The organism is Microcoleus sp. MON2_D5 (assembly GCF_036701905.1).
GTDB lineage: Bacteria > Cyanobacteriota > Cyanobacteriia > Cyanobacteriales > Microcoleaceae > Microcoleus.
On the sequence record NZ_JAUBRM010000050.1, the window covers coordinates 29,840 to 54,239 of the forward strand.

Sequence of the window (24,400 nt, forward strand, 5' to 3'; positions counted from 1 at the left end):
ATTAAGACCTCCGACAAGTAACATCGGCTAACAATTAATAACTAATGACTAATGACTAATAACTAATGACTAATGACTAATTTTTGCGACCTAAAACAATCTCAACTGCTTCGCTCAAATTGTTGGCAATTAAATCCGGTTGGTGCATTTCTAGTTGGGTGCGATCGCGAATTCCGCACAAAACACCAATTACCTTGACACCGTGCGTTTTTGCTGCTATAATGTCCGCCTCCGTATCGCCAACCATCCAAGTGTCAGAAGCCGGCGGCAGTTCGGCGAGAGCTCTTGCCATCAACAGCGGCTTATCTTTGACATCCCCGGTTTTAACGTAATCGTTGGGGAGGCAATAGCGGCGGTTTTCTGGGAAAAATTGCCCTAAATTGCAGCGGTTGAAGGCTTCATCTAGTTCCCTAACGCGGCGCATGGTCATCACCGCTAAGTCTACTCCAGCGCGCTGCACCTTTTCGAGGGTTTCCACGGCGCTGGCGACTGGTTGATCGTAAACCATGTAGGGTAGGGTGTGGACGGTTTGACGGCGTTTCTGAGCAAAATCGCGGGCTTGATCTGCATCTAATCCCGAGAGGATGGCAATTTCGGTTTCGGGAACCCGCGCGCGCTTCATCTCCCAAAACTCGGCTTTGGGGAGTTCGCGCACTGGTTGGTCCGAACGCTTAGTCTCGGCGAGACAATACTGGTAAACTCGGTAGTAGCGATCGGATACGTCCATGATCGGGCCGTCAAAGTCGGTAATAAGTCTCAGCATTTAGCAGAGTATTTTTAAGCTTTTATACAAATCCTTCGATACTATATCACTTAAAGGTAACACTTTCTTTACAAAAATTGACACAAATACCCAGGGGAGGTAAGGTCTATAGGAATGGTGCTAATTAATAAAGCAAACATTTGAATTAAACTGTGCTGTCCCTCAACTTTAGCGGTTGTAAGCCATATCGGGGAATTTAAAATTAAAATGTGCCGCACAAATAGTGTAAACCGCTACATATTCTTCATAAATCTCAACCTCAACAGAGGATGATTTTGACTGCGCTTTCTCACAAAAAGTGGGTCAAATTAATATTTGGCCCCATTTTTAAAATAAGCAAAAAACTGCTTGGAGAATCCAAAGTTTACTGTTTGCATAAATTTGCCACCGGTAACAGGTGATGACCTCTGCCAGTATAAAAATTCCCATGATAAATCGCAGCAAAACAACAACTAACTTTACCGGCTAACCTTTGAGAGAGATGCTCTACAATAACGATATGCTTCCCACATTAACTGTAGAGAGCAGCCCCAGAAGTATTAATATTCTTCTTTATAAGCTGTTATCCTTACGCAGGATTGAATACCTCACAGTCGATCGGGAACTTAAGATTAAAGAAATATCTGTGAAAGTGCAAGATTTTGCCTACATTCATGAGGAAGTAGGCGAAGGAAAAGACGTGCGCGATAGTTTTCCCGAACTGATAGGAATTGAAGGACTTCTTGAAGATATTATTGAAGAACGACAGCAAGATTGTCAGTTAAAATCAATTAGCAGAGTTCTCAAAGACGGCTCTTATTTGTATCTAAATTTGTACATTTTTGGTTATAAGGGACAAGCCAATGCTGATAGATTGATTATTTTATGTGAAGATGTGACAGATAGCATTGGAACTCAGGCAACCATGGTTCAGGCTGTCAACAAAACAAGTATTAAAGGCGATAACTTAGCTGCGGCTGGCGATTATATTGACAAAATTATTAATTCCCTAGGGGATGTTTTGTTCGTAACAGGAACATCGGGCGAAATCAAAAAAGTGAATCAAGCTGCACAGCAATTATTTGGATATACCGAATCGGAATTAATCGGCCAATCCATATCCCTGATTACGGCTGAGGAGGAATTGTTACGCAAAGTCAGCCAGCTACCTCCTGCACTTAAAAGCGAATATTGGCCTCAAGTAAAAGTAGCTTGCCAAACGAAAATAGGTTTAAAGCTGATTGTTGCGTTTTCCTGCTCTACTTTCGAGACAAGCACAGGAAGCCCGGATGCAGATAGCGAGGTTATACAAGATTTTGTTTATATCGGCAAAGACGTTACCAAGCAACAACGCATAAAAAAGTGTCAAGAAGCACAGTATGCTGTTACTCATATCCTGTCAGAATCAACTTCTCTAGATAGTGCAACTCCGAAAATTTTGCAAGCTATTTGCCAAAGTTTTGGGTGGGATTTTGGCGAGCTTTGGACGCCTGCAGAGGCTGAGAAAGAAACTAGATGGGGTGAGGAAATAAAATCTGAAACAGATCCGCTTTGGTGCCTGCCGCTTTGCTGTCCGATCGAGGCAGCTCCTTGTTGGCGGCGGGTGGCAATTTGGCAGGCAGCGGAAGAAGTTAGGGAGTTTGCCGAAAACGAGGAGCAGATTACTTTGGCTGCGGGTGAGGGTTTGCCGGGAGCGGTTTCCCGAAGCGGTTCTACGCAGTGGATTACGGATCTTGTGGGCGATCGCAATTTCGTGCGATCCCGCTTGGCCGAGGAAGCGGGACTGCGATCGGGATTCGGTTTCCCCATTCACGCTAGGAGCCAAGTTGTAGGAGTAATGACTTTTTTTTGCCGGGAAGAACTGCCACCGGATCAAGATTTACTTCAAATCATAGCTGTGGTAAGTTCTCAATTAGGGGAATTTGTCAAGCGCAAATATGCAGAGAAAGAATTGCAAGAAGCTGAAGCTTCAATCCGATTTTTGTACGAACAAGAAAAACGCCAAAGTGAAGAATTAGCTCGGCAAAATTTAGCTTTAGAACAAGCCAAATTAGAATTACAAGCAGCTAACATGGAATTGCAGCGCCTCGCTTCGGTGGATGGATTGACTCAAATTCCCAACCGCCGCTGTTTTGACAAAAAATTGGAGTTAGAATGGCAGTTGATGGAGCGAGAAAAAGAGTCGCTGTCTTTAATTTTGTGCGATATCGATTTTTTCAAACTTTACAACGATCATTACGGGCATCAAGGAGGCGACGAATGTTTAAAACAAGTAGCCGAGATTTTAGCTAGCAAGGCTCAGCGGGCAGGAGATTTAGCCGCCCGCTACGGTGGCGAAGAATTTGCGGTAATTTTGTCGCGCACTGATGTGCAAGGAGCAAAGCAGATAGCTGAAGCAATTCGCAACGATTTGAAAGCAGCGGCAATTTTTCATGCTGCTTCCAAGGTAAGTAATGTTATAACTCTCAGTATGGGGATCGCTACTACTGTACCTGCTGCTGGTTTATCGATTGAGGAGTTAATTGGACAGGCCGATCGAGCCCTGTATCGAGCTAAACTAGAAGGGCGCGATCGTATAGTTTGCCTAGACTTGAAAAGAGAATTTCAGGCCGGGAAAGGAGTATTTTCTGATGATTGTGAGAGAAGCTAAAATCGCTGACGCACCTGCAATCGCACGGGTTAATCTAGATACTTGGCGGACAGCTTACCGAAAAATTGTACCCACAGATTACCTCGCGCAACTGTCCTATGAAAAAGGAGAAAGCCGTTGGCAAGAAATCCTGGCAAACGTCAAAAATACTGGGGTTTTTGTCTGCGTTGCCGAGAATGACTCGGGACTAATTGTGGGTTTTGCTGCGGGTGGTCCCGAACGCACCGGCAAATATGTATATAAAGGAGAATTATTTGCCATCTATATTTTGCAGGAATATCAGCGTCAAGGAATCGGACAGCAACTCGTGAGAACAGTTGCCACAAAATTGGCAGAGTTAGGTTTGAACTCGATGCTAGTTTGGGTACTAGGAGACAATTCAGCTTATAGGTTTTATGAATTCTTAGGAGGTGAAAAAGTAGACGAACAGCAAACAAGTAGAGCAGGAGTTGCACTCAAAGAAATTGCCTACGGTTGGAAAGATATCGCAGTGCTGATTAACACGCCTGTATGATCTAAAAAGTGGAATTTTTGTCAATCATCTATCAAACTTCCCCTCTTCATTTGTTCCCGTTCAATGGCCTCAAACAAAGCTCGAAAATTCCCCGCCCCAAAACCTCCAGCTTGCACCTGTTTGCCGTTAACTAAACTAACTCGGCGCTCAATAATCTCGAAAAAGAAAGTCGGTTCTGCAAAAATTGGCTGGGTAAAGATTTGCAGCAGCATCGCTGCGGGAGTATCTTCTTGCCAATCTGCCAAAACTTGACAAGCTGCAATTGCTTGCCAATCTGCGGGCAAATAGTTTTGCCGCTGCTGCAATTCGGAGTAGTATGTTGGAGGAACCGGCAGAAAAGGCAAACCGCACGATCGCAAATCGGCAACAACACCCACAATATTATTAGTTTGCAAAGCCATGTGCTGAATTCCCGGCCCCCGATTTGCGCTCAAAAACTCTTGAATTTGAGAATTAGCTGTTGCCGGTTCATTAATCGGAAATTGCACCCCACCTTCAGCGTGCACCATAACTTGGCTCCGCAAAGCCGATTTCTCAGTCTGAATGTCAAAATTTTGCTGCGGTTGAAAACCTAATATTTTTTGATACCAACTCACAGCACTTGACAAATCGCCCGATTCCACATTTAACACTACGTGGTCAATCCGAGTAAACAACGGCAGCTTATCGGAAGCCGATAGCAGTGAATGGCTGCCAATGCGCTCCACAAGAGTATGGGTTAAATCTCCCCAGCCCGCGATTTTGGCCCGCTTAAAATAGCCTCCTGCGTTTAGGTCTTCTTGAATCGGTTCCAGGATTTTAGCGCCTTGTGCAGCCGCTATAGCTACCGCTAATTCGATATTTTTTACCCGAAAACCCACATCGGCAATCCCTGGAGGATGAAACTTCAACCAACTAGCAGCGGGACTAGCGGGTGTCAGGGGCGAAGATAAAATAAAACATACATTGCCACTGCTGACAGCTTCGGTGTGAGTGTGGCTATTGGCATAACCTGCTATTGATTGAAAGCCTAACTTGCCGACAAACCACTCGCGGGATACTTGAGCGTTTTCAACGTAAAATTGAATGCGATCGAACTCCATAATCAATAATTGAAAATGGAAACTGAAAAATGGAAAATCTGCTGATTTTCAAGGCGAAATTGCAAGGGAGGAATTGAGTAATGGATATTTTTCATACTTTTTATTGCGCGCCCACTTAATAATAACCTAAAGATTGAATATCCTAGCTCCCTCTGAAGGTAGAAATAAGTCGGCCCTTAAAAGAAACCCGGTGTGTGCGATAACTTAGGTTTGACCGCTAGGCCTTCACCAATAGGACTAAGGCAAAAAAATGGTTTGACGTGCTATTTATAGGAGTAAGGTGCGCGAGCCCATGCACCCTACATAATTAACTGCTGTACAAGTTCTCAAACCTAAAAATATCATAATTTTTCTTGCCTTCAGCTTCCGCTGCGTTCTGCCTTCAAATCACTCCTCAATAGCTAAAAAAACAAATGACTTTCCGGCTGAATATTAATCTCCATCGGCACAGCTTGCGGGTCAGCCGAAAGAGCAAACATAATCGCATTTGCAGCAGTTTCGGTACTCAGCATTTTTGACCTGTCTACCTTCAAACTCACATTATCCCAAAACGGAGAATCCACCCCGCCAAAATAGAATAGCGTAAACTTAATACCGTAGCGTCGCAGTTCATCTGCCATGCACTTGCTGAAACCAACTACCCCAAACTTTGAAGCGCAATAAGCCGTTCCCATCGCCATCGAATGCTTGCCCAAAATCCCGATGACATTGCAAATGTGGCCGGATTTGCGCTCTTTCATCACATTCGCCGCTGCTTGAGACGTGTAAAAACTGCCTTTCAAGTTCAAGTCAAGCATTGCATCTAAATCAGCGGGTTCTAACTTGTTCCACTGCTTGAGAATTCCGGCACCGGCGGCGTTTACGAGGGCATCAATTTGTCCGAAATGCCCGCCAGCTTTGTGCATCAGCGTCTCGACTTGGGGCAAATCGGTGATATCTGTGGGTACGCACAGTACCTCTGTTGCCGAAAGTTCGCTAGCTAAAGCGTCTAATTTACTGCTGTCTCTGGCGGCGAGCACTAGCCTCGCACCCGCATCAGCGAGTTTGCGGGCCACCGCTGAACCGATGCCGCCAGTTGCACCCACCACAACCACAACTTTGTCCTGCATATCCCTTTACATTTCTTTACGTCCCGATTGTATGATAACTCAAGTTGCTAGTAATGGGGAGGTTGATATATTTTAATTTTTAATTAATTGAGGGAAACTTGCCAGCCTTTTTCGGCTTTTTTTAGCTGGAGAGAAGTGCAGGATTGCAAAAACTTAGTAAATTTCCTCCCGAGATTAAAATCTTTAATTATTTGGGTAATTTGTTTGCCGTATTGTCTGTGAAATTCGCTGCCTACATTGGAGAGAAATACAGAATTTTCACGAGAGTTGCCGGTTAAGTCGCCAACGATTTTGACAAGAGCTCTTTCCAAGTCTTCCAGAGAATTAATATCTGTCAAAGTCGCAGGTGCTGCCTGGTGGTTATTCAGAATTTCTTGGCTCAGTATTGGCGGTGGGGGCGATAATCTTACTTCAAAAAGAGTGACATAAGTTTGAGAAACTTCTGAGGGTTTGTGGAGGACAAAATCGGTGGGATATTTAAGAAAGATATCCCGGGTTTTAGTACCGAGCAAATGATGGGCAACAACTTGATTGAGGACTAAGCCGTAATTTTCCCTAAATAAAGCTGAAACAGTAGAAACTTTTATCCACTGAGTTGAGGTGCGTTTTTGCTCTTTTTTGATTAATTCTTTTAGTTGAACAACTAATTGTTCTAGGGGTGTAATTTCCGGTATGGTTACAAGGGAATGGGTTTCCATTTGTCCGGTTTTGCTGTTTAAAACTAGGATTTTATCTATTTGTTTGCGGACTTGAAATACGGTTAGTCCGTGGGCTTGCAGTGTATTGCTGAGGTGAGTGAGGGCGCGATCGGACGAACAGACAAAAATCTCTTTGGCTGTGGGATAATGTACGAAAATCGATGCGCCGACTGTAGCCATTTTTAAGTCGGCGCTGTCTTTGCCGGGGGGGACGTGAATTAGTTGATAGCCGCGCTGGTGAAATTCGGCATCTTTTTTGCCCATGCTGCGCCAGTTGGCAAAGGCGACTTTGATTTGGATGGGATAGTTGCAAATTCCCTCTAGGAATTTTTCGGTTTCGATGGTGAGTTGCAAGTTTTCGACATCTAGCAGCAAGATAGCAATGCCGATAGGAAGCGAATTTGTTTGATGGGTGGTGGGAGTGGGAGGCTTTGACGAAACTGAGTTTTGTGATTTAGCGGGTGCTGTTTGAGATTGGGCTAGCTGCTGAATTTTGACCGATAATTTGCTGAATTGAGGTGAATTAACGAATTCTGGAACCAGCAGAATTTGTAGGTATTTTTTCGCAGTCAGCAGCAGGGAATCTGTATCGCTGGCTACTGTGAAACTTTTTGTCAATTTTCCAATCAAAACTGACTGAAACTCAGGTTTGGCCCAGGGGGTTTTCCTGTATTTTTCAGCTATCCATTCGGGATGCTGTTCCTGAATGGTAATTAGGGTTTGAGCTATATAGCGACTGATGGCGCTGAATGCGAGAGATTCTTGAGTCGCCAGCAAGGGAGTTCGATCGGGCATGGCCCTCTACAATGCGGGATGCTGTTTCAATTTATCACAATTCTAGTTTGTCGCCGGGAGTCGGACGATCGCCCGCCAAATTAAACCGGCGGCAATTAATGCCAATCCTGTCAGCCAAATTTCCCTCTCCACCCAGAAAGCCAGAAACAGACAATTCCCCAAACCCGCCCAAGCCAACCACTGCGGATAAAGCCTTTCGGCGGGGGAAAGTTGCAGCGCGGCGAGGTTGGTGATAGCGTAATATATCAAAACGCTAAAAGCGCTAAATGACCAAGTGGTTTTGACATCGCCGACGAGGATTAAAAGTGCGATCGTAACTTCGACAACCACCACAGCCACGTAGGGAGTTGTCCCCGAAGGATTCAGCCGCGCCAAGACTCTCGGCATATCCAAGCGCCGCCCCATCGCCAGCCAGATGCGCGACAGCCCTAAAATTAAGTTCAGCAAGACTCCCAACATAGCGGTAATTGCGCCGACGGCTAGCAGTTGAGAAACTCCTGGAATTGGGAAACTGCGCGCGATGACTTCCAGGGGTGCAACCGTACCGCCTGGTTGTAAAGACAATTTATCGGCTCCCCCCGCGCCTGCGACAACTACTGCTACCCCCACGTAAAGCAGCATTGTCAGCACCAAAGTAAAAATTATGGCTTTCGGAATGGTTTCCCTCGGTTCCCGCACTTCCTCGCTCATTGTGGTGATGCGGGCGTAACCGCTATAAGCGACAAACATCAGGGCGGTGGCCTGGAAGATGGAGCCGATCGAGCTATCATTCTGTAGGGCGGGCATTTCCCACCTTACCTCTGGCAAACCGACAGCAACAAACACCGCTAAGGATAGAAGTGTAACGGAGACTATGGCAGTATTGGCAATATTCGATCGCCTAATTCCCGTCAATACAATTAAAGTGAGGGCGGCGAGGGCGACTAAAGCTGTTAGGATCAGGTAAGTGCGATCGGCTACACCAACTGCATTTAAAAAATACCCCGCAAAACCTAAAGCAGCAGTAGCCGCAGAAGCCGTTTTCGCCAACAGAAACATCCAGCCGGCAGTGAAACCCAGCCAAGGATTGAGATATTTGTAGCCATATTCATAAGTACCGCCGCTAACAGGATGATTTGCCGCTAATTGAGCGCTGCTAAGGCCATTGCAAACAGCAACTAAAGCCGCAATACCCACAGCCAAAATCACTCCCGGCCCAGCAACTTCCGCTGCAATCCCGATACTCACAAATACTCCCGTGCCAAGAATTGATCCCAGGCCCATGAGAGTTGCGCCGAAAACACCTAACTCTCGCTTCAGAAGTGGTGAAGACATAAATATAGCGGTTTTCTGTTCAGTGCCATACTGATATTAGGTTACATCTAGTAATATTTGCAATAATTCCGGCAGGGGCTTAAACCCCCGCCTCCAAAATCAAGTCCCCAGCTAGGAGGACTGAAATACTTATTGAGAATGTTGCCAAATCTGAGTTAATAGTAAGTCAAATACTATTACTATTTCAGAGTTTTCCTAAGAGAACTTTAACTGTGAGACAGGGACTTAAGCCCCTGTCATAATATAGCGAGTGAGAGAAAGCAAAACACCCTGGTATTAACCGAAACGGCCTTGAATGTAATCTCTCGTACTCGAATTGCCCGCAGAAGTAAAAATCTTACTTGTCGGCCCAAATTCAACCAGCCGGCCGATGCGACTTTCATCAGTATTAAAAAATGCCGTGTAATCAGAAACACGAGCCGCCTGCTGCATATTGTGCGTCACAATCACAACAGTTAACTGCTGCCGCAGAGTCTGAAACAACTCCTCAATCTTCATCGTTGAAATCGGATCGAGAGCAGAACAAGGTTCATCCATCAGCAAAATTTTTGGCTTTACCGCCAAAGCGCGAGCAATACAAAGCCGCTGCTGCTGTCCGCCCGAAATCCCCTGAGCCGATTTATTCAAATCGTCTTTGACTTCATTCCAAAGCGCCGCACTTTTAAGTGCAGATTCCACAATTTCATCTAATTCTGCTTTGCTTTTGCGACCAAAAATTCTCACCCCGTAAGCAATATTATCGTAGATGCTCAGCGGAAAAGGATTCGGCCTTTGAAACACCATCCCAATTTGGCGACGCAAACTATTAATGTTTACTTTCGGGCTGTAAATATCCTGTCCAAAAAACTCTACTCTTCCTTTAATTTGAACCTTTCCCTCCAATTCACCAATCCGGTTGAGAGCTTTGAGGAAGGTAGATTTGCCACAACCTGAAGGGCCAATAATCGCCGTAATTTGCGGGTGAGGGATATTCATCGATAAATTTTCTAAGACTTTGTGAGTTCCGTAATAAAAACTCAAGTCCTGAACCCGCAGGGCTGGCATTGCATTGGGGTCAATTTCCGGGGTGGCATCTTCTAGGAATTGATCTGTATAGTTTTCTGCTTTCAACTTAGCTTTAGGTTTCATTATTTGCGGCTTATATTGTTAATATTTGACTGAAAGATGCACTTTAGTTATTGATTTATCGGTTTTGCAAGCGTTTCCGAGTTACTGTACGGGATGCGACGCTAGCAATTAAAACCATACCCAAAAGGACAGAGGCAGCAGTCCACGCCAATTCGTTCTGCTCTTTATAAGGAGAGCTGGCGTAGCTATATATTAATACTGACATAGAAGGAGTCGGAGTCAGCAGTGTCTCGGGAATTTCTTTGAGTTTTGAGATAGTTTCTGCACCTATGGGAGACTGCATTATCTCGCCCAATTTATCAACTAAAGGAGGCCAAAATTGACTTGACAACGCCGTTACAATCAGCGGCGCCGTTTCGCCAGCCGCCCGGGAAGCAGCGAGTAAAATACCTGTGGTAATAGTTGGAAGTGCTGAGGGTATGATAATGCGAAACATAGTTTGAAAGCGTCCGCCTCCCAAACCAGCAGAAGCGAGGCGGTAAGAAGTAGGCACTAATTTTAATGCTTGTTCTGTTGTCAGAGCAACAACTGGAAGCATGATGATGCCGAGGGCAAAACCGCCTGCTAAGGATGAAAATGCTTTGGTGGTAACGACAATTAGGGCGTAGGAAAAGACGCCAACTACGATCGAGGGAACGCTGCTGAGAATGACGGTGATAAAGCGAATACCATTGGCCATCGCTTTGTTTTCTCTACCAAACTCGGACAAAAATATTCCCGTCATTACGCCGATAGGGACGCTGATTAATGTCGCAATTCCCACCATTAAAGCAGTGCCGAGAATGGCATTGGCAAAGCCGTTGGGCTGGTCTTCAACTCCGACGGGTGCGGGCAAAGATACTAGCACTTCCCAGCTCAAATGTGTAAGCCCTTCCCCCAAGATTTTGTACAGAATAGCGAACAAAGGTAGCACGGCAAGAGCTGTGAGAAAGCAGGCAATAAGTGTCATTCCCCGGCTGAACAAAGTTCTGCTCAGTGACAGGGGGTTGTAGATTTCTGCATCCAGAATACTGTTTGATTTTTGTGCTTGAGTCATTTTTAATTTTTAGCTCCCTTAACGCCCATTAGCTTAACCAGCAATACTGCCACTGCATTCACCAACAGAGTGATGACAAATAGAATCAAGGCTAAATACATCAAAGCGCCAATGTGCAGCGGTTCGAGAGCTTCCCGAAATTGACTTGCCAAAACAGCAGGAATTGAGTAGCTGGGAGCTAGCAGCGATTTGTTAATTTGAATCGAGTTGCCAATCACCATTGTGACGGCCATTGTTTCGCCTAAAGCGCGCCCCAATGCCAAGATTGTAGCGCCTATAATTCCTGAACTAGCTGCTGGTAATAACAGCTTAAATATTGTTTCCCAGCGGGTGGCCCCGAGGGACATCGAAGCACTTCGCAAATCTACTGGAACAGATAGCAATACATCGCGGCTGATGGCGGCTACTGTGGGCAGAATCATAATCGATAACAGTATTCCTGCGGGCAGCATTCCGGGGCCTAAAGGTTCGCTGCTGAACAGGGGAAACCAACTGAAATTATCAAACAATGACTGCTGCAATGGCAACAAAAAGGGAATCAAAACAAAGATTCCCCAAAGGCCAACTATTACGCTGGGAATAGCCGAGATTAATTCAACCATGAATCCCAAGGGCGATCGCACCCAAGGGGGTAAGAAGTTCTCGCTAGTAACTATAGCTACTGACAGCCCTAAAGGAAGTGCGATGATTATGGCGATCGCAGAACTAATCACAGTGCCGTAAATAAACGGCAATGCCCCAAACTGCAACTCGCCGATATCCCACTTGGGATTCCACAAGAAGGAGAGTCCAAAATTGCTAATAGCTGGCCAAGCATCTTTAAAAATTATCGCGCTTATCCAGAACAGCGTGCCCGCTGTCGCTAAGGCAAAAGCCCATACAAACACTGTAAATCCTGACTCGATCCATAAACCTTCGCCAGAAGTATCTGTCAAGTCTAATGCTGTGTTTATTTCTGCCGATTTTCGCGTCACTTGTTTACGTTTTTTGGAAGTATTGGTCATACCGAAATTATTGCGTAAAAAGCGAAATGTTTGCTTAAAACACGAGTAATTCTAAGGGGGTTGGTGCGCGCTGCAAACCTGGTTTCTAGGGGGTGCAGCTCGCACCTTACATAGTAAAATTAGCGCACATTAACCTGATAATTTATGAGTTTTGAGTCATACATTTAACTCGTCCACTCCTAACCCCGTGCGCTCGCCCCAATTAATTTCTGGCAACCACAGTCTGATTAACTGTTTGAACCACCTTTTGAGCTGTAGCTGAAGGAATCTGAGTAAACTCTAGCTGTTTGTTGATACCTTGACCTGTAGTCATCACCCAATTAACCATCTTTTTAATAGCCTCTGCTTTCGCAGCAGGATACTGTTTGTAGATTAACAGCCAAGTCAAGCCAACAATCGGATAACCGTCGTTAGGATTGCCTTCTACTAAGCGGAAGTCTGCGGGGAATGTTTCCCCTGCTAAAGCTTTCTCTGCTTCAGCCAAGCTAGGATCTACAAACCGGCCAGCTTTATTTTGAATAAATGCTGTTTGGAGATTGTTTTGCCGAGCATAAGTATCTTGAACGTAGCCGATCGCACCCGCTGTATTTTTCACCAAAGCAGCTACGCCGGGGTTTCCTTGACCGCTGACAGGGCTTCCGGGCCAACTCGGCTGAGCGGCAGCTTTGATGCTGCTACCAGTTGCCTGCAAGTGGTTAGCAAAAATAAACGTTGTACCGCTGCTGTCTGCGCGTACAGCTACTCGAATTGCAGTATTTGGCAAGCCTTTAGCTTGTCCAGAAATTCCCGCTATTTTAGGATCGTTCCAGCGGGTAATTTTGCCTTCAAAGATGCCGTTCATGGCATCCTTATTTAGCCTCAGATTGGTCACTCCGGGCAAGTTGTAGACAACTGCAACAGCGCCGCCAGCAGTCGGAACCGCCATGACGCCGCGCTTTACCTCAGCGATTTGTGCAGCAGTCATCAGCGCGTCGCTGCCTGCGAAATCAACAGTGCCTGCAATTAATGCTTTGATACCAGCACCGCTGCCAGTTCCTTCGTAGTTTACAGTAATTTGATTGGCACTTCTCATCTGAGAGAAGTAGCGATCGTAAAGAGGTTTAGGGAAAGTTGCTCCCGAACCGTTTAGTGTGACAGCAGCTACAGCAGAACTAATCAACGAGAGCGAAAATGCTGCTACCGCTAGCGTAACTATAAAAGCACGCCGCCAACGTGCTGTGAAGAAAGTCATAATTTTCGTCCTCAATATTGATAGCAGGCTTTGGGAATCCTACATAGGATAGACTAAAATCCCTAATTAAAGACATAGGAAACAATAAGCTTGTTTTAAATTATGGTTAATTTTAGATTAAAGTTTTAACTATTAAGAAATGGGTGCAATAACAATAAGCTTGTTTTAAATTAAGGTTAACATTAGATTAAGTTTTTGACCGTTAACTGCTGCGAGTTTTATTGGAGTTATTGCGCGTAGGATTGACGCTCGAAATTGGCGACCGCCGTAAAAAATGATTTGTCCGATCGCACTCGGCTAATTTCATACTTCGGCGGGCGATTTACAGCCCAGGTAGGGCCGTATTTATAAAAAAGCTAGGGAAGTGCGATCGCCACTTCATAAATTTTACCTTTTTTCTTAACTTTAAATGTTTTACAGGACTGCAAAAAATCTGGAAATTTGGTGCCCAAATCCAGCGATTTCAGCTTTTTAGTAATTGGTTGACCGTATTGCTTTTTAAATTCGCCGGCTACCTGGGGAATCGGAATGTAACTACCTGGAGATTCAGCAGTTAATGCCAGTACAATTTTTGCTACCGATGCTTCAAGGGCGGCAGATAATTCAATTTTTGAACTCGATGGTTTTTGAACGAGTCCCACTTGATGTTCGGTACCGATTAATATTATTTTAAAAGTAGCTGATTCCAAATGCAAAAATTTGATCAAACTCGAAGTTCTACCCAAAAAACTTTTTACAATTAAATCAGCAGGAGAGTGATATTTAGCAAAAAAACATTTTTTAATTCTTGTTACAGGAATAGCATCCTCTTTCAACTCAATTTGGGCAGATTCAATTATTTCTACAAGTATAGTTTTTAAAACATCCAGCGACTCAATAGCATTTGAATTGACAGCAGGTATTATTTCGGGAAAATTTTGCTCCGCAATATTTGGAGGAACAGCAACGGTTGCCAAAGATGCTTCAAGCACCGGGGTAACTTCGTTTTGTGCTGGCTCCGACAGTGCTGCTACGGGGGAACTTGTAGAAGGGAAAACAATAGTTCGGCGCTCTTGAAAAAGCTCCGCCACACTAGAAAAACGAGCGATTCGCTCATCAATAGATTTGTGTTCAGCTTTCAACAACTCTGCAACTTGATTAGCCAATTCCTCAAAACTAGGGATTTCCAGTTCCCTCTCACAAGAATAATGATGAGTATCACCAGTCAGAGGATTTTCTACAGACAAAACCGAATTTTGCCGACGCACCCGAAACACAGTCAATCCCTGATTTTGCAACTGATTGCAAAGATGATTTAACAAACCGTCAGAAGAACAGACAAAAACTTGTCGCACATCCCGATATCGATATAAAATAGCAGCGCCAAAAGCAATCATTTTACCATCAGCACTATTAGCACCGCCCGGAACGTGAATCAGTTCGTAACCGCGATCGTAAAGTTCAGCATCCAACTTGCCCATACTCGGGTTTTTCCAGTTAGCAAAAGCAATTTTAACTTGCAGGGGATAGTCGCACAAACCGGCTAAAAATTGTTCTGTATTAACCTTAAGTTTCAGATTTTCGGCATCCAACAGCAAAATCGCAATCCCGCCGGACTCTGTGGTGGTTGCAGGGGCGATTTCCTTCGGGATAGCTTCGCTTAACCGTGTTTCGGTGCATTTGCGACTGAAAGACTGCGGACTCAACCGCTCAAAAAATTGTTTGCGGCAAGCTTTGCAAAGATACCGCTGGTGCCCGTTGGGACGGCCGTTTTTACGAACTTGGTCAGATTCGCATCTTGGACATTTCATGTAACCCATTATGCAGCCTACTCCCGAACCGAACAAGGCATTACCTATCTTCTTCTTTCTCTTCCTTCGCGCCCTTGGCGTCTTCGCGGTTCGTTAAACACGTATCTTTTGAGCGGTTCAGGAGTAACTTGTGGCAGTCGATCGGCTCATAATAACAAAAGAACGTTAACAATTCTTAAAAAAAATGGCTAGAGACTTGCGGGGATTCCTAAAACTACTCGAAGAACGGGGACAACTGCGCCGGATTAGCGCCTTAGTCGATTCCGACCTCGAAATTGCCGAAATTTCCAACCAAATGCTGCAAAAAGGCGGTCCTGGACTGCTGTTTGAAAACGTCAAAGGGGCCGAATTCCCCGTTGCAATCAACCTGTTGGGTACGGAAGAGCGCGTTTGCTGGGCGATGAACATGGAAAAACCGATCGAACTAGAAGAGCTCGGCAAAAAACTGGGAATGCTGCAACAGCCAAAACCGCCGAAAAAGATTTCCCAAGCGATAGAATTCGGCAAAGTGCTGTTCGACGTAGTGAAAGCCAAACCGGGCCGAGACTTTTTCCCAGCTTGTCAGCAAGTGGTATTTGAGGGAGAAGGGGTGGATTTGAACAAAATCCCGATGATTCGCCCTTATTCGGGAGATGCGGGCAAAATTATCACCCTGGGTTTGGTAATTACCAAAGATTGCGAAACGGGTACGCCGAATGTGGGGGTTTATCGGTTGCAGTTGCAGTCAAAAAACACGATGACTGTACACTGGTTATCGGTGCGGGGCGGCGCGCGACACTTGCGGAAAGCGGCGCAGGCTGGTAAAAAGTTGGAAGTTGCGATCGCCCTTGGAGTCGATCCCCTGATTATTCTCGCTGCAGCAACGCCAATTCCTGTAGATTTATCTGAATGGTTATTTGCCGGACTTTACGGCGGTTCCGGCGTGCAATTGGCCAAGTGCAAAACGGTAGATTTGGAAGTACCGGCGGAGTCGGAAATTGTGTTAGAAGGAACGATTACGCCGGGGGAAGTTCTGCCCGACGGGCCGTTCGGGGATCACATGGGTTATTACGGCGGCGTGGAAGATTCCCCACTGGTGCGGTTCCACTGCATGACGCACCGGAAAGACCCGATTTATCTGACCACATTTAGCGGGCGGCCGCCGAAAGAAGAAGCAATGATGGCGATCGCGCTTAACCGTATTTATACCCCTATTTTGCGGCAGCAAGTATCGGAAATTGTCGATTTCTTCTTACCGATGGAAGCCCTGAGTTATAAAGCGGCAATTATCTCGATTGATAAAGCATATCCCGGTCAAGCGCGCAGGGCTGCTTTAGCATTTTGGAGTGCATTACCGCAGTTTACTTACACTAAGTTTGTGATTGTTGTCGATAAAAGTATCAACATTCGCGACCCGCGTCAAGTAGTTTGGGCAATTAGTTCTAAAGTCGATCCGGTTCGGGATGTGTTTATTCTGCCGAATACGCCCTTTGATACCTTAGATTTTGCCAGTGAAAAGATTGGTTTGGGAGGCAGAATGGGGATTGATGCGACTACGAAGATGCCGCCGGAAACCGATCACGAGTGGGGGGAAGTTTTGGAGTCTGATCCTGATGTGGCGGCGATGGTAGAAAGGCGTTGGGCTGAGTATGGTTTGGCCGATTTGAATTTGGGAGAAGTCGATCCGAATTTGTTTGGATATGAGATGAGGTAGGGAAGGAAACGCAGAAAATGACAGGCGAGACGCCTGTCCCACAATGGCTGTAGAGGAGGAGGGAGAAGCGGGAAAATAGGCGATCGCGCTTCTTGTTTTAGGGGCGCGATTTTGCTTTTTAGGAAATGCTAAACTACCAGTGACCTGCACAAGTAAGTCACCTTTAACCAAAAAGTTAGTCATATAGCTGAGAAAATGCAACCAAATCTAAATTATTTCGGCTGAGACTAGGTGTCCTACTACAACGATGGGTGATCCCACTAAAGGCAAGTACGGTAATCACTACTTTATTTATGTAGCATACCTATAAGTTTTCAACGCTAAAATAATATAGAAGACTCCTTATAGAGTATAAAACTACATACTTGAAATGTAATATTATTTCCAATAATGCAAGTTTTATCACTTTCATATTATTGAGTAATCACCTATAATACAAATCCTAAAACTTCTATTTAAATATAAGTATATTTATGAGTAAATTGGATATTCAACTCAACGGTTTCAAGGTAGAACTTTCTGCACCAACCTTCAAAGCATATGTGCAAAACCTACCGAACAGCCAGGAATTAAAAAGTTTTATAGAATTACTGGGAGATGAGTGGTTTTTTCACTGGCGAAAAGGCAAACTGTACGGTATTCCCAAGGTCACAAATCCCCAGAAACCCTTTGGTCAAAGGGAGGATTTTATCTGTAACGAACATTTGCAGTTTCTAAGCAGTAGGATAAACTACTTACTGCCAGTTATCTTCTCAAGATATAACCCGTTAAAGCACAAACCGTTTACTTTCCTTGCTCAAAAAAAAGAACTTATCAGTGAAGTTATTAGCACTGTCAAGAATTTACCCGACATTATTTCTAGTTTCAAGGTTTTTCCCAAATACATTCTTGAACCAAAAATTTTTGAGATTCAGAACGATGAATCTGGTATTGGATTATTTCTTCGCCTCAAAACTAATTGGCAAATTCAGGCATCCCTAAGCACACTTCAAAATGAGGGTGTTGAGCTTCGGGACTTATATGTCATTCGCCGTCAATGTACTCGTGGTCAGCGACGCTTAGTTGGGCGCATTGATCGTCTTTCAGAAAAAATTGTTTATCTTTCTGATTCCTTTGACAAAATAGACTCCATTGATGAGGAAGAAGTTTGGCTAGAAGGTTCTAAAGCCTCGTTTAGTAGTTGTCTGAAAGCCATACTTGGCTATAAGTACAAAAATTTCGAGTCGGCGCTTAATAACGAGCAGAGTAACTTATTGATTGGCCCTGCTGTTGATACCACTATTACTACAATGCACAAGTTTTTAGCCTCTAACTCGCCTTTGGATATCGCACCCGGTTTACAAGGAAAAATTGGCGAGCGCATTGAAGCTATAAATACGAAAGAATATCAGTCTGTAATTACAGGATCATCAGTTGAGTATTGCTTTGATGCGGCACGGACTAAAAGATCGCCTTACGCTTGGGTTGGCATCGAGCAATATGGACCATTTAGCCGTCAAACTTTTTCTAAGAAGACTCCAGAAATAATTGTTTTTTTCCCAGATACAGAACAAGGATCAGTTGAAAACTTTATCGCTACCTTACGTGACGGCATCAGCATTAAGAAGAGAGAAAATGATGAGTATGGGAAGGTAGAGTGGAAAGAAAAGTCCAGGTATACTGGCGGATTTGCAAAAATCTTTAGTCTTGTTAATCCGAAGTTTATATTACAGCCTATTCCCTGGTTTAAAAATACACAAAATAAACCCGCCACTGTTTATAGGGACACAATTGAACTAACTTTAGCTAGCCGAGAGATTATGCCTGATGCCGCAATGGTAGTGCTTCTGGATAACCATACACGGCTACCAGATTCCGAGAATCCCTACATCCACTCCAAATCACTTTTATTAATGGCAGGTATTCCAGTTCAAGAGGTTCGTTTAGCCACAATAAATCAATCGAAAAATGATCTACAATACACTTTACAAAATCTGACGGTTGCACTTTATGCCAAAATGAATGGTGTACCTTGGACTGTCGATCACGATCTGACTATTCATGACGAACTGGTCATTGGTGTTGGCACCTGCGAACTATCAGGTAGTAGATTTACGGAACGACAGCGATTTGTGGGAATTACCACAGTGTTTCGAGGAGATGGTAATTACCTTTTGGGGAATTTGTCTAAAGACTGTACTTACGATGAATATCCTAATGTATTAAGGAGTTCCACTCTCTCAATCTTGCAGGAAATAAAGAATCGCAATGGCTGGCAACCAGATGATAAGGTAAGACTGGTATTTCACGCTGCGAGGCCACTTAAAGATGTTGACGTTGCTAATATTATTGCTGAGTGTGTCGATCAAGTCGGTAACGAACAAAATGTTGAATTCGCGTTTTTAACAATCTCCCACGATCACCCATTCACAATGCTCGATAAATCTCAACAGGGTGTTAACGTAAAAGAAGGCGAACGCAAAGGTATTTATGCACCAGAACGAGGTACTATTCTGCAACTTGGGCGCTACACTCGCTTGCTAAGTACAAATGGAGCGAAGCTGATTAAGCGACCCAGCACACCTCTACCGACGCCGTTACTTATTCATCTTCATCCTAAATCGACCTACTATGATCTGACGTATCTCAGCGAACAAGTGCTGAAGTTTACTTCGTTGTCTTGGAAATCATTATTACCCGCATCCGATCCTGTAACCATCTATTACTCTGAACTTATTGCGGGTTTACTCGCTCGCCTACAGGATGTTCGGGGATGGTCGCCTGCAATGCTCAATATCAAACTTCGTGCAAGTAAATGGTTCCTATGAGAGATGTAATTAGGAACTGTTTCAATTCTCAGTTAGAAAGCATTGCACAGTATTTACAGGCGAACTATCACAGTGAATCACCAGAAAGCTGTTTTGCTAACTATGTTTTTCATCAAACAAACAGTCATATTCCCTTTGAAGTAGCCAACGATATAGACATAACAAAACTATCACCTAACCGCTTTAGTGAAGTACCTGTTCTGGCAGCCGTAGGCTATAGTCTTGCCTGTGGCAGACAATTTAGTGAAGATTTTCTCGAAAGCTGGGCAAATGGATTAACTAGATTATCTGGTCGGAACCATTTTCCCGCAGATCGGACATCGTTTTTCTATCGTCCTACAGAATTGCTTGGTATTACTTTAGGCATTAGCCACTACTACAAAAGTCAGCCCGATCATTCAAAATGGTTGCGAGATATCCTCACCAAAGGAGAGCAACGATTAATCCAGAGTGATCATTGGACATTTTTGCTCAGTGCTTATGCTGCAAGCATCCTCTCAGTGAATTGGAGAGCAAGAAGTTTGCCTTTAGTCAAGGCTATGACTGTTGATGATCTTGCTTTAGCCAAATGGCTTTGTAGCATTAAACCCACTCTTGCCCAAACTTTGGGATTAACTCAATTAGAACGATCAATCGAGCAAGCATTATTGGAACACTGTATTGAATTTTCTAACTCCGTACAGGATAGTGCGCGAGCCGCTCTCCTCTTCTTTGCCCTAAAAAGAGCCATCGCTCAAACTCTTCAGTTAATATGGAATGAGTGTGAACAAATCTGTGATAATCCCCAGAAATCTGTAGAATGGCTCAAGACTACCTGCGACAATCTTCATACTGTCACTCAGCACCTGCAAGCTCAACTTTCTACCCAATCTGATACTGGATTTTCTCATATACATAATATGCAGACTATCTTACAAAGTTTGACTAGATTGCGGTCTGACACTGACATTCTAGAAGTAGAAATTTCTGAACACATCAGGATACAGTCTAGGCTCTACATAGGTAATAATAAAGGTACTGTAATCACAGGAGGCAATGTTAATATGACTCAAAATCAAAATGAATCTATTACTAACGAAACAACAATCAATGCTCCCAATTCAAGTATTGGTTTTGTTCAAAGCGGCAGTGGTACTGTTTCCAATTTTTCCCAAAATATTGGACAGAATGTTGATGAAATTACTAGGCTAATCAATTATCTCCGCGATATGGCTCAAGAATTCCCCGAAGCCGAACGTGAAGAAGCATTGGTTCATCTGGATGACTTGCAAGAGGACATCAATACTCCTGAAAAGCGAAAACCCCAGAGAATTAAAACCCGCTTAGTTGCCCTGTTCACATTGACTGCTGGAGTTTTAGCTGGAGCGGCTGACTTTAGCAATAATGTTCTGGAACTTTCTGAGAAACTAGGAGTTCCAATTGAGTTAAGTCACCCACAGTCAACCCCGCAATTACCTCCATCAGTACGCTAATCAGCCAAGCTATCACTCTACTCCCTAGTTTAAGCGATCGCCTACTCTTCCAAAATCTCAACTAAATCTTCGATCGCAATATCAAACACGCGAGCCATTTTGTTTAAAGCTGTGTAATCTACCGTTGCCAGCTTGGGAGAATGGGCATAGCTTCTAACCGTACTGTAAGGAATGCCCGATCGCTCAGAAACTTCTTTTAATGTCCAACCCTTCTCTTGGGCTAGTTCTCGAACTCGCAACCGAATTAACCCCATTTTCCCGCTGAAAAATCAGTTTACCGTTCCAAAACCTCAACCAAATCTTCCACCATCACATCGAAGACTTCAGCAAGTTTCTGCAAAGCCGTGTAGTCCACCGTTGCCAGCTTAGGAGCTTGCGCGTAATTTTTGACCGTGCTGTACGGAATACCCGTTCTCTCGGAAACTTCTTTCAGCGTCCAACTCTTCTCCTCAGCCAGTTCTCGAACTCGCAACCGTATTAACCCCATTTATGCTTGACAGAAGCTACGTCTTTAGCTTTTAATAAAGATAGTTAACAGCGATCGCCCTCGGACCTGAGAAATCTAGAGCGATCGCCTTTCATTCACCACCCACAAAAGTGGGAAGGATTTTCCTATGATACCAAAACAACCGACATATCGCGATCGACTTCAACCTTGGCATCTAATTCGCCACCTCCCCAACTGTCAGCGGTTAACAGTCGCCCGTTTCAGCCGCCGCCCCGATGCCGAATCTTACTTGAACGTGCTGCGCCGCTTAATGCCTGCAGTCCCGCATACAATTGTGTTCGTAAATGCGGTGTCTGTGTTGGATGAAAACAGCGTTCCAATTCAAACACAATTGGCGATCGAAGTTTAATTGTTGAAAAGTGCGATCGCCCTTCCACAAATAGGAATTATTCTATTTGACAGGAAGTGCGATCGGCCCTAATTTGCAAAAAAAATGTTGCTAAAGTGAAAATAGATTTGAGTCAAGGAGTCACATCAATGCCATCTCCCTTTCCCGGCATGGATTCGTATTTAGAACATCCCGACTTTTGGCCTGGGATACACCACTTGCTGATTAGTGAAATTTTCAGGTTTTTATCTCCCCAACTGCGTCCTAAGTATTTCGTGTCATTGGAAGTGAGAATGTATGAAACCGCTGACGAGGATTTGTCCGTTATTGGCATTCCTGACGTAAACGTAATACAGCCGCAAACTGCAACAGAAACAACAGCATTAAACGTAGCAGTTGCAGCACCGCCTACACAACCATTAACAGTAATTATTCCCATGCCCTACCAGGTTCGGGAAGGCTATTTAGAAATTAGAGAAAGAGGAAACCAAGAATTAATCACCCTGATTGAAATCCTCTCGCCTAGCAATAAGCGCACAGGAAAAGGACGACAAATGTACGAAGAAAAGCGAGAAGAAATTTTAGGTAGCCGCACTCATTTAATTGAAATAGATTTATTGCGGCGCGGTCAAAAAATGCCAATTATTGGCAATGACATTGAAAGCCACTATAGCGTTTTGGTGTGTCGGGGAAATCGCCGTCCCAAAGCAGATTTGTACGCTTTTAACGTGCAGAACCCGCTGCCAGCCTTTCCTTTGCCACTGCGATCGGGCGATACCGAACCTATAATCAATTTGCAGGAATTATTCACTCAAATTTACGACATAGCAAGTTACGACCTGAAGATAGATTATCGCAACTGGGAAGTCATACCACCGCTGTCAGAGGCCGATACAATTTGGGCAGATGCTTGGTTGCGCGATCGAGGATTGCGAGATTGATTTGGGGTGCAGCCATCCTCTTAGTCTGCGGAGGCAGACTTCGTTTTTGTAGAAGCGATTTCACTCGCAGAATGACTTAATTCTCAAATTGCTTGACAGCTAAACATCTTGACTTTGCATCAAGCGCTGCTTCAAACGCGCCGGATCTCCCCGATCGACCACTTCGCCCTTTTCCAACAAAAAAGCCCCATCACAATAATTCAACTCATCCAAACGGTGAGTCACCCACAAAGCGGTAATCCCGCGATTTTTCACCAAGCGCTGCACCGCCGCCACCAAATCCAACTGAGAATCAGGATCTAACAAAGCCGTCGGTTCGTCCAACAGCAGAATTTCGCAGTGACGGGCGATCGCCCCAGCCAGGGCAATTCGCTGCTTTTGGCCCCCACTCAAAGCATAAATCGGCCGCCGCTGCAACTCCAGCAAATTCACAGCCTCCAAAGCCTCCGCCACCCTCTCGCGCACCTGAACGTTAGAAAGCTTTTCCTCCACCAAACCAAAAGCCACATCCGCACCCACCGTCGGCATCACCAGTTGGTGATCCGGGTTTTGGAACACAAAACCCACTCGCCCGCCCAGGTCAATTTCCCCCGACTGGGGGTGCAGCAGCCCAGCCATCAGCCTCAACAGCGTAGACTTGCCGCTGCCGTTAGTGCCCAAAAGCATCCAAAACTCGCCCTTGGGTACATCCAGAGAGCAACCTTGCAACACTCGATCGCCCGACGGCCAGCAAAAACCCAAATCCCGCACAGCAACGGCTGACTGGCTCATATCGGCACCAACACCCCCAGCCCTCATTCTGCTGTCATCGAGACAAAACCAGGGGATCTGCCTGTAGATGACGCCCCCGATTTCTGAGAAACCACCACCCCAGAAATCTCGCTGCTGAGTACAGCCACCTTTTTCTCAGGATTTTTCTCGCAGGTGAGTTCCAAAATTTGCGGTTGGGAGTTGCGAATCGCCGCCAGCACCTGCTGGTAAACAGTCTCAGCGTCCTCCTCCAACTTCCGCTGCACCGACAGCGAGACGGGCGTATTTTTCACAATGATGTCAATGCTGAACATATAGTCTTAAAAACCTAAGTTTGGAGCTCTATCCTCAGTATATATATAGGACTTACCCACGGAAACCCAGTTTCTTAGAAAAATAAGAGGTTGAGGCCGATATATCTACGAAGCGACCGGGCTTCTGACGCAAAGCGCAAAGACTCCTATATAGTAGAAGTTCCCAAATGCAGGGCAAGGACTTCGGGGGCTTCGAGGGCTTCGGGGGGTTCGGGGACTTCCGACAAGTCAAGCTCCGGAAGTTTTTTAATAAAAACTTGCTCTTGTAAAGAATTACCTCTATAATCGTTAATACGGTAAAGAAAAGTAAACTCTGTTCATAATCCAACTTGTTTTCTGCTAAGCAGAGGCAACGGTTAGAGACTAATGACTAGAGGCAGATCCGTTGTAATTATATCCATTTGGAGATTTGCGTAAATGACAATCGCAGTCGGACGCGCCCAGACCGAAAGAGGCATCTTTGATGTACTCGACGACTGGCTCAAACGCGATCG

At 44.8% G+C, this 24,400-nt stretch carries 21 protein-coding genes; 7 read left to right on the forward strand and 14 right to left on the reverse strand.

Features of this window, described 5'->3' with window-relative positions; translation table 11 throughout:
• Nucleotides 1-76 precede the first annotated feature (76 nt).
• Nucleotides 77-763, reverse strand: coding sequence for an HAD family hydrolase (locus tag QUA47_RS19015; RefSeq protein ID WP_333431882.1), 687 nt, complete (start codon nucleotides 761-763; stop codon nucleotides 77-79).
• Between the two features lie 499 nt (nucleotides 764-1,262).
• On the opposite strand from QUA47_RS19015, the gene QUA47_RS19020 reads away from it, so the two are divergent.
• Both QUA47_RS19020 and QUA47_RS19025 read left to right on the forward strand, forming a co-directional pair.
• On the forward strand, nucleotides 1,263-3,392 hold the full coding sequence (locus QUA47_RS19020; protein ID WP_333431883.1) for a diguanylate cyclase domain-containing protein: 2,130 nt from the start codon (nucleotides 1,263-1,265) through the stop codon (nucleotides 3,390-3,392).
• On the forward strand, nucleotides 3,373-3,906 hold the full coding sequence (locus tag QUA47_RS19025; RefSeq protein WP_333431884.1) for a GNAT family N-acetyltransferase: 534 nt from the start codon (nucleotides 3,373-3,375) through the stop codon (nucleotides 3,904-3,906). The genes QUA47_RS19020 and QUA47_RS19025 overlap by 20 nt, the downstream gene beginning before the upstream one ends.
• Nucleotides 3,907-3,926: 20 nt before the next feature.
• Here the strand turns inward: QUA47_RS19025 and hppD are convergent, their stop codons facing one another.
• From hppD to QUA47_RS19070, 9 genes are all read right to left on the reverse strand, one after another.
• The gene (hppD, locus tag QUA47_RS19030; protein WP_333431885.1) at nucleotides 3,927-4,988 is read right to left on the reverse strand and encodes a 4-hydroxyphenylpyruvate dioxygenase; all 1,062 of its coding nucleotides are present in this window, start codon (nucleotides 4,986-4,988) and stop codon (nucleotides 3,927-3,929) included.
• 401 nt (nucleotides 4,989-5,389) lie between these two features.
• On the reverse strand, nucleotides 5,390-6,097 hold the full coding sequence (locus tag QUA47_RS19035) for an SDR family oxidoreductase (protein ID WP_333431886.1): 708 nt from the start codon (nucleotides 6,095-6,097) through the stop codon (nucleotides 5,390-5,392).
• Nucleotides 6,098-6,180: 83 nt separating this feature from the next.
• A complete protein-coding gene (locus QUA47_RS19040; RefSeq protein ID WP_333431887.1) occupies nucleotides 6,181-7,590 on the reverse strand; it encodes an NYN domain-containing protein in 1,410 nt (469 codons plus the stop codon).
• A gap of 42 nt (nucleotides 7,591-7,632) precedes the next feature.
• Nucleotides 7,633-8,904 carry an APC family permease gene (locus tag QUA47_RS19045; protein ID WP_333431888.1) on the reverse strand — a complete coding sequence of 424 codons (1,272 nt, stop codon included), beginning with the start codon at nucleotides 8,902-8,904 and terminating at the stop codon, nucleotides 7,633-7,635.
• 276 nt (nucleotides 8,905-9,180) lie between these two features.
• Nucleotides 9,181-10,032, reverse strand: a complete 852-nt coding sequence (pstB, locus tag QUA47_RS19050) for a phosphate ABC transporter ATP-binding protein PstB (RefSeq protein WP_333431889.1) — start codon at nucleotides 10,030-10,032, stop codon at nucleotides 9,181-9,183.
• A 55-nt stretch (nucleotides 10,033-10,087) separates the two neighbouring features.
• On the reverse strand, nucleotides 10,088-11,068 hold the full coding sequence (gene pstA, locus QUA47_RS19055; protein WP_190663736.1) for a phosphate ABC transporter permease PstA: 981 nt from the start codon (nucleotides 11,066-11,068) through the stop codon (nucleotides 10,088-10,090).
• A gap of 2 nt (nucleotides 11,069-11,070) precedes the next feature.
• Nucleotides 11,071-12,072: a phosphate ABC transporter permease subunit PstC gene (gene pstC / locus QUA47_RS19060; RefSeq protein WP_333431890.1), complete on the reverse strand. Its 1,002-nt coding sequence runs from the start codon at nucleotides 12,070-12,072 to the stop codon at nucleotides 11,071-11,073.
• Between the two features lie 202 nt (nucleotides 12,073-12,274).
• Nucleotides 12,275-13,303, reverse strand: coding sequence for a phosphate ABC transporter substrate-binding protein PstS (gene pstS, locus QUA47_RS19065; RefSeq protein WP_333431891.1), 1,029 nt, complete (start codon nucleotides 13,301-13,303; stop codon nucleotides 12,275-12,277).
• Between the two features lie 356 nt (nucleotides 13,304-13,659).
• The gene (locus QUA47_RS19070) at nucleotides 13,660-15,093 is read right to left on the reverse strand and encodes an IS1/IS1595 family N-terminal zinc-binding domain-containing protein (RefSeq protein ID WP_445302526.1); all 1,434 of its coding nucleotides are present in this window, start codon (nucleotides 15,091-15,093) and stop codon (nucleotides 13,660-13,662) included.
• A 184-nt stretch (nucleotides 15,094-15,277) separates the two neighbouring features.
• Between QUA47_RS19070 and QUA47_RS19080 the strand changes: the two genes are divergently transcribed.
• The 3 genes from QUA47_RS19080 (at nucleotide 15,278) to QUA47_RS19090 (ending at nucleotide 21,065) form a co-directional block, all read left to right on the forward strand.
• Nucleotides 15,278-16,786 (forward strand): UbiD family decarboxylase, encoded by a 1,509-nt coding sequence (locus QUA47_RS19080; protein ID WP_333431892.1) that lies wholly within the window; start codon nucleotides 15,278-15,280, stop codon nucleotides 16,784-16,786.
• A 473-nt stretch (nucleotides 16,787-17,259) separates the two neighbouring features.
• On the forward strand, nucleotides 17,260-19,593 hold the full coding sequence (locus QUA47_RS19085) for a Piwi domain-containing protein (RefSeq protein ID WP_333431893.1): 2,334 nt from the start codon (nucleotides 17,260-17,262) through the stop codon (nucleotides 19,591-19,593).
• A complete protein-coding gene (locus QUA47_RS19090; protein ID WP_333431894.1) occupies nucleotides 19,590-21,065 on the forward strand; it encodes a hypothetical protein in 1,476 nt (491 codons plus the stop codon). The genes QUA47_RS19085 and QUA47_RS19090 overlap by 4 nt, the downstream gene beginning before the upstream one ends.
• A 41-nt stretch (nucleotides 21,066-21,106) precedes the next feature.
• Here QUA47_RS19090 and QUA47_RS19095 read toward each other — a convergent pair whose 3' ends face one another.
• Complete coding sequence (locus tag QUA47_RS19095; RefSeq protein ID WP_333102249.1) at nucleotides 21,107-21,319, reverse strand: helix-turn-helix domain-containing protein; 213 nt, start codon at nucleotides 21,317-21,319, stop codon at nucleotides 21,107-21,109.
• 20 nt (nucleotides 21,320-21,339) lie between these two features.
• Complete coding sequence (locus QUA47_RS19100) at nucleotides 21,340-21,552, reverse strand: helix-turn-helix transcriptional regulator (RefSeq protein WP_333322222.1); 213 nt, start codon at nucleotides 21,550-21,552, stop codon at nucleotides 21,340-21,342.
• A gap of 127 nt (nucleotides 21,553-21,679) precedes the next feature.
• On the opposite strand from QUA47_RS19100, the gene QUA47_RS19105 reads away from it, so the two are divergent.
• Together QUA47_RS19105 and QUA47_RS19110 are read left to right on the forward strand one after the other, a co-directional pair.
• Nucleotides 21,680-21,922, forward strand: coding sequence for a hypothetical protein (locus QUA47_RS19105; RefSeq protein WP_333431895.1), 243 nt, complete (start codon nucleotides 21,680-21,682; stop codon nucleotides 21,920-21,922).
• Between the two features lie 128 nt (nucleotides 21,923-22,050).
• On the forward strand, nucleotides 22,051-22,842 hold the full coding sequence (locus QUA47_RS19110) for a DUF4058 family protein (protein WP_333431896.1): 792 nt from the start codon (nucleotides 22,051-22,053) through the stop codon (nucleotides 22,840-22,842).
• Between the two features lie 99 nt (nucleotides 22,843-22,941).
• Here QUA47_RS19110 and QUA47_RS19115 read toward each other — a convergent pair whose 3' ends face one another.
• The gene (locus tag QUA47_RS19115) at nucleotides 22,942-23,613 is read right to left on the reverse strand and encodes an ABC transporter ATP-binding protein (RefSeq protein ID WP_333403975.1); all 672 of its coding nucleotides are present in this window, start codon (nucleotides 23,611-23,613) and stop codon (nucleotides 22,942-22,944) included.
• 23 nt (nucleotides 23,614-23,636) lie between these two features.
• Nucleotides 23,637-23,906 (reverse strand): hypothetical protein, encoded by a 270-nt coding sequence (locus tag QUA47_RS19120; RefSeq protein WP_190663726.1) that lies wholly within the window; start codon nucleotides 23,904-23,906, stop codon nucleotides 23,637-23,639.
• Nucleotides 23,907-24,400: the final 494 nt, after the last annotated feature.

What these genes read in the sequence shown, in the direction of transcription:
- QUA47_RS19040 (WP_333431887.1), bottom strand. Translation starts at nt 7,590, where the DNA reads ATGCCCGATCGAACTCCCTTGCTGGCGACTCAAGAATCTCTCGCATTC.
- pstC (WP_333431890.1), bottom strand. Translation starts at nt 12,072, where the DNA reads ATGACCAATACTTCCAAAAAACGTAAACAAGTGACGCGAAAATCGGCA.
- QUA47_RS19025 (WP_333431884.1), top strand. Translation starts at nt 3,373, where the DNA reads ATGATTGTGAGAGAAGCTAAAATCGCTGACGCACCTGCAATCGCACGG.
- QUA47_RS19090 (WP_333431894.1), top strand. Translation starts at nt 19,590, where the DNA reads ATGAGAGATGTAATTAGGAACTGTTTCAATTCTCAGTTAGAAAGCATT.
- QUA47_RS19080 (WP_333431892.1), top strand. Translation starts at nt 15,278, where the DNA reads ATGGCTAGAGACTTGCGGGGATTCCTAAAACTACTCGAAGAACGGGGA.
- pstS (WP_333431891.1), bottom strand. Translation starts at nt 13,303, where the DNA reads ATGACTTTCTTCACAGCACGTTGGCGGCGTGCTTTTATAGTTACGCTA.
- QUA47_RS19100 (WP_333322222.1), bottom strand. Translation starts at nt 21,552, where the DNA reads ATGGGGTTAATACGGTTGCGAGTTCGAGAACTGGCTGAGGAGAAGAGT.
- QUA47_RS19120 (WP_190663726.1), bottom strand. Translation starts at nt 23,906, where the DNA reads ATGTTCAGCATTGACATCATTGTGAAAAATACGCCCGTCTCGCTGTCG.
- QUA47_RS19070 (WP_445302526.1), bottom strand. Translation starts at nt 15,093, where the DNA reads ATGAAATGTCCAAGATGCGAATCTGACCAAGTTCGTAAAAACGGCCGT.
- QUA47_RS19110 (WP_333431896.1), top strand. Translation starts at nt 22,051, where the DNA reads ATGCCATCTCCCTTTCCCGGCATGGATTCGTATTTAGAACATCCCGAC.
- QUA47_RS19035 (WP_333431886.1), bottom strand. Translation starts at nt 6,097, where the DNA reads ATGCAGGACAAAGTTGTGGTTGTGGTGGGTGCAACTGGCGGCATCGGT.
- QUA47_RS19015 (WP_333431882.1), bottom strand. Translation starts at nt 763, where the DNA reads ATGCTGAGACTTATTACCGACTTTGACGGCCCGATCATGGACGTATCC.
- QUA47_RS19105 (WP_333431895.1), top strand. Translation starts at nt 21,680, where the DNA reads ATGATACCAAAACAACCGACATATCGCGATCGACTTCAACCTTGGCAT.
- pstA (WP_190663736.1), bottom strand. Translation starts at nt 11,068, where the DNA reads ATGACTCAAGCACAAAAATCAAACAGTATTCTGGATGCAGAAATCTAC.
- QUA47_RS19020 (WP_333431883.1), top strand. Translation starts at nt 1,263, where the DNA reads ATGCTTCCCACATTAACTGTAGAGAGCAGCCCCAGAAGTATTAATATT.
- QUA47_RS19095 (WP_333102249.1), bottom strand. Translation starts at nt 21,319, where the DNA reads ATGGGGTTAATTCGGTTGCGAGTTCGAGAACTAGCCCAAGAGAAGGGT.
- QUA47_RS19115 (WP_333403975.1), bottom strand. Translation starts at nt 23,613, where the DNA reads ATGAGCCAGTCAGCCGTTGCTGTGCGGGATTTGGGTTTTTGCTGGCCG.
- QUA47_RS19045 (WP_333431888.1), bottom strand. Translation starts at nt 8,904, where the DNA reads ATGTCTTCACCACTTCTGAAGCGAGAGTTAGGTGTTTTCGGCGCAACT.
- pstB (WP_333431889.1), bottom strand. Translation starts at nt 10,032, where the DNA reads ATGAAACCTAAAGCTAAGTTGAAAGCAGAAAACTATACAGATCAATTC.
- hppD (WP_333431885.1), bottom strand. Translation starts at nt 4,988, where the DNA reads ATGGAGTTCGATCGCATTCAATTTTACGTTGAAAACGCTCAAGTATCC.
- QUA47_RS19085 (WP_333431893.1), top strand. Translation starts at nt 17,260, where the DNA reads ATGAGTAAATTGGATATTCAACTCAACGGTTTCAAGGTAGAACTTTCT.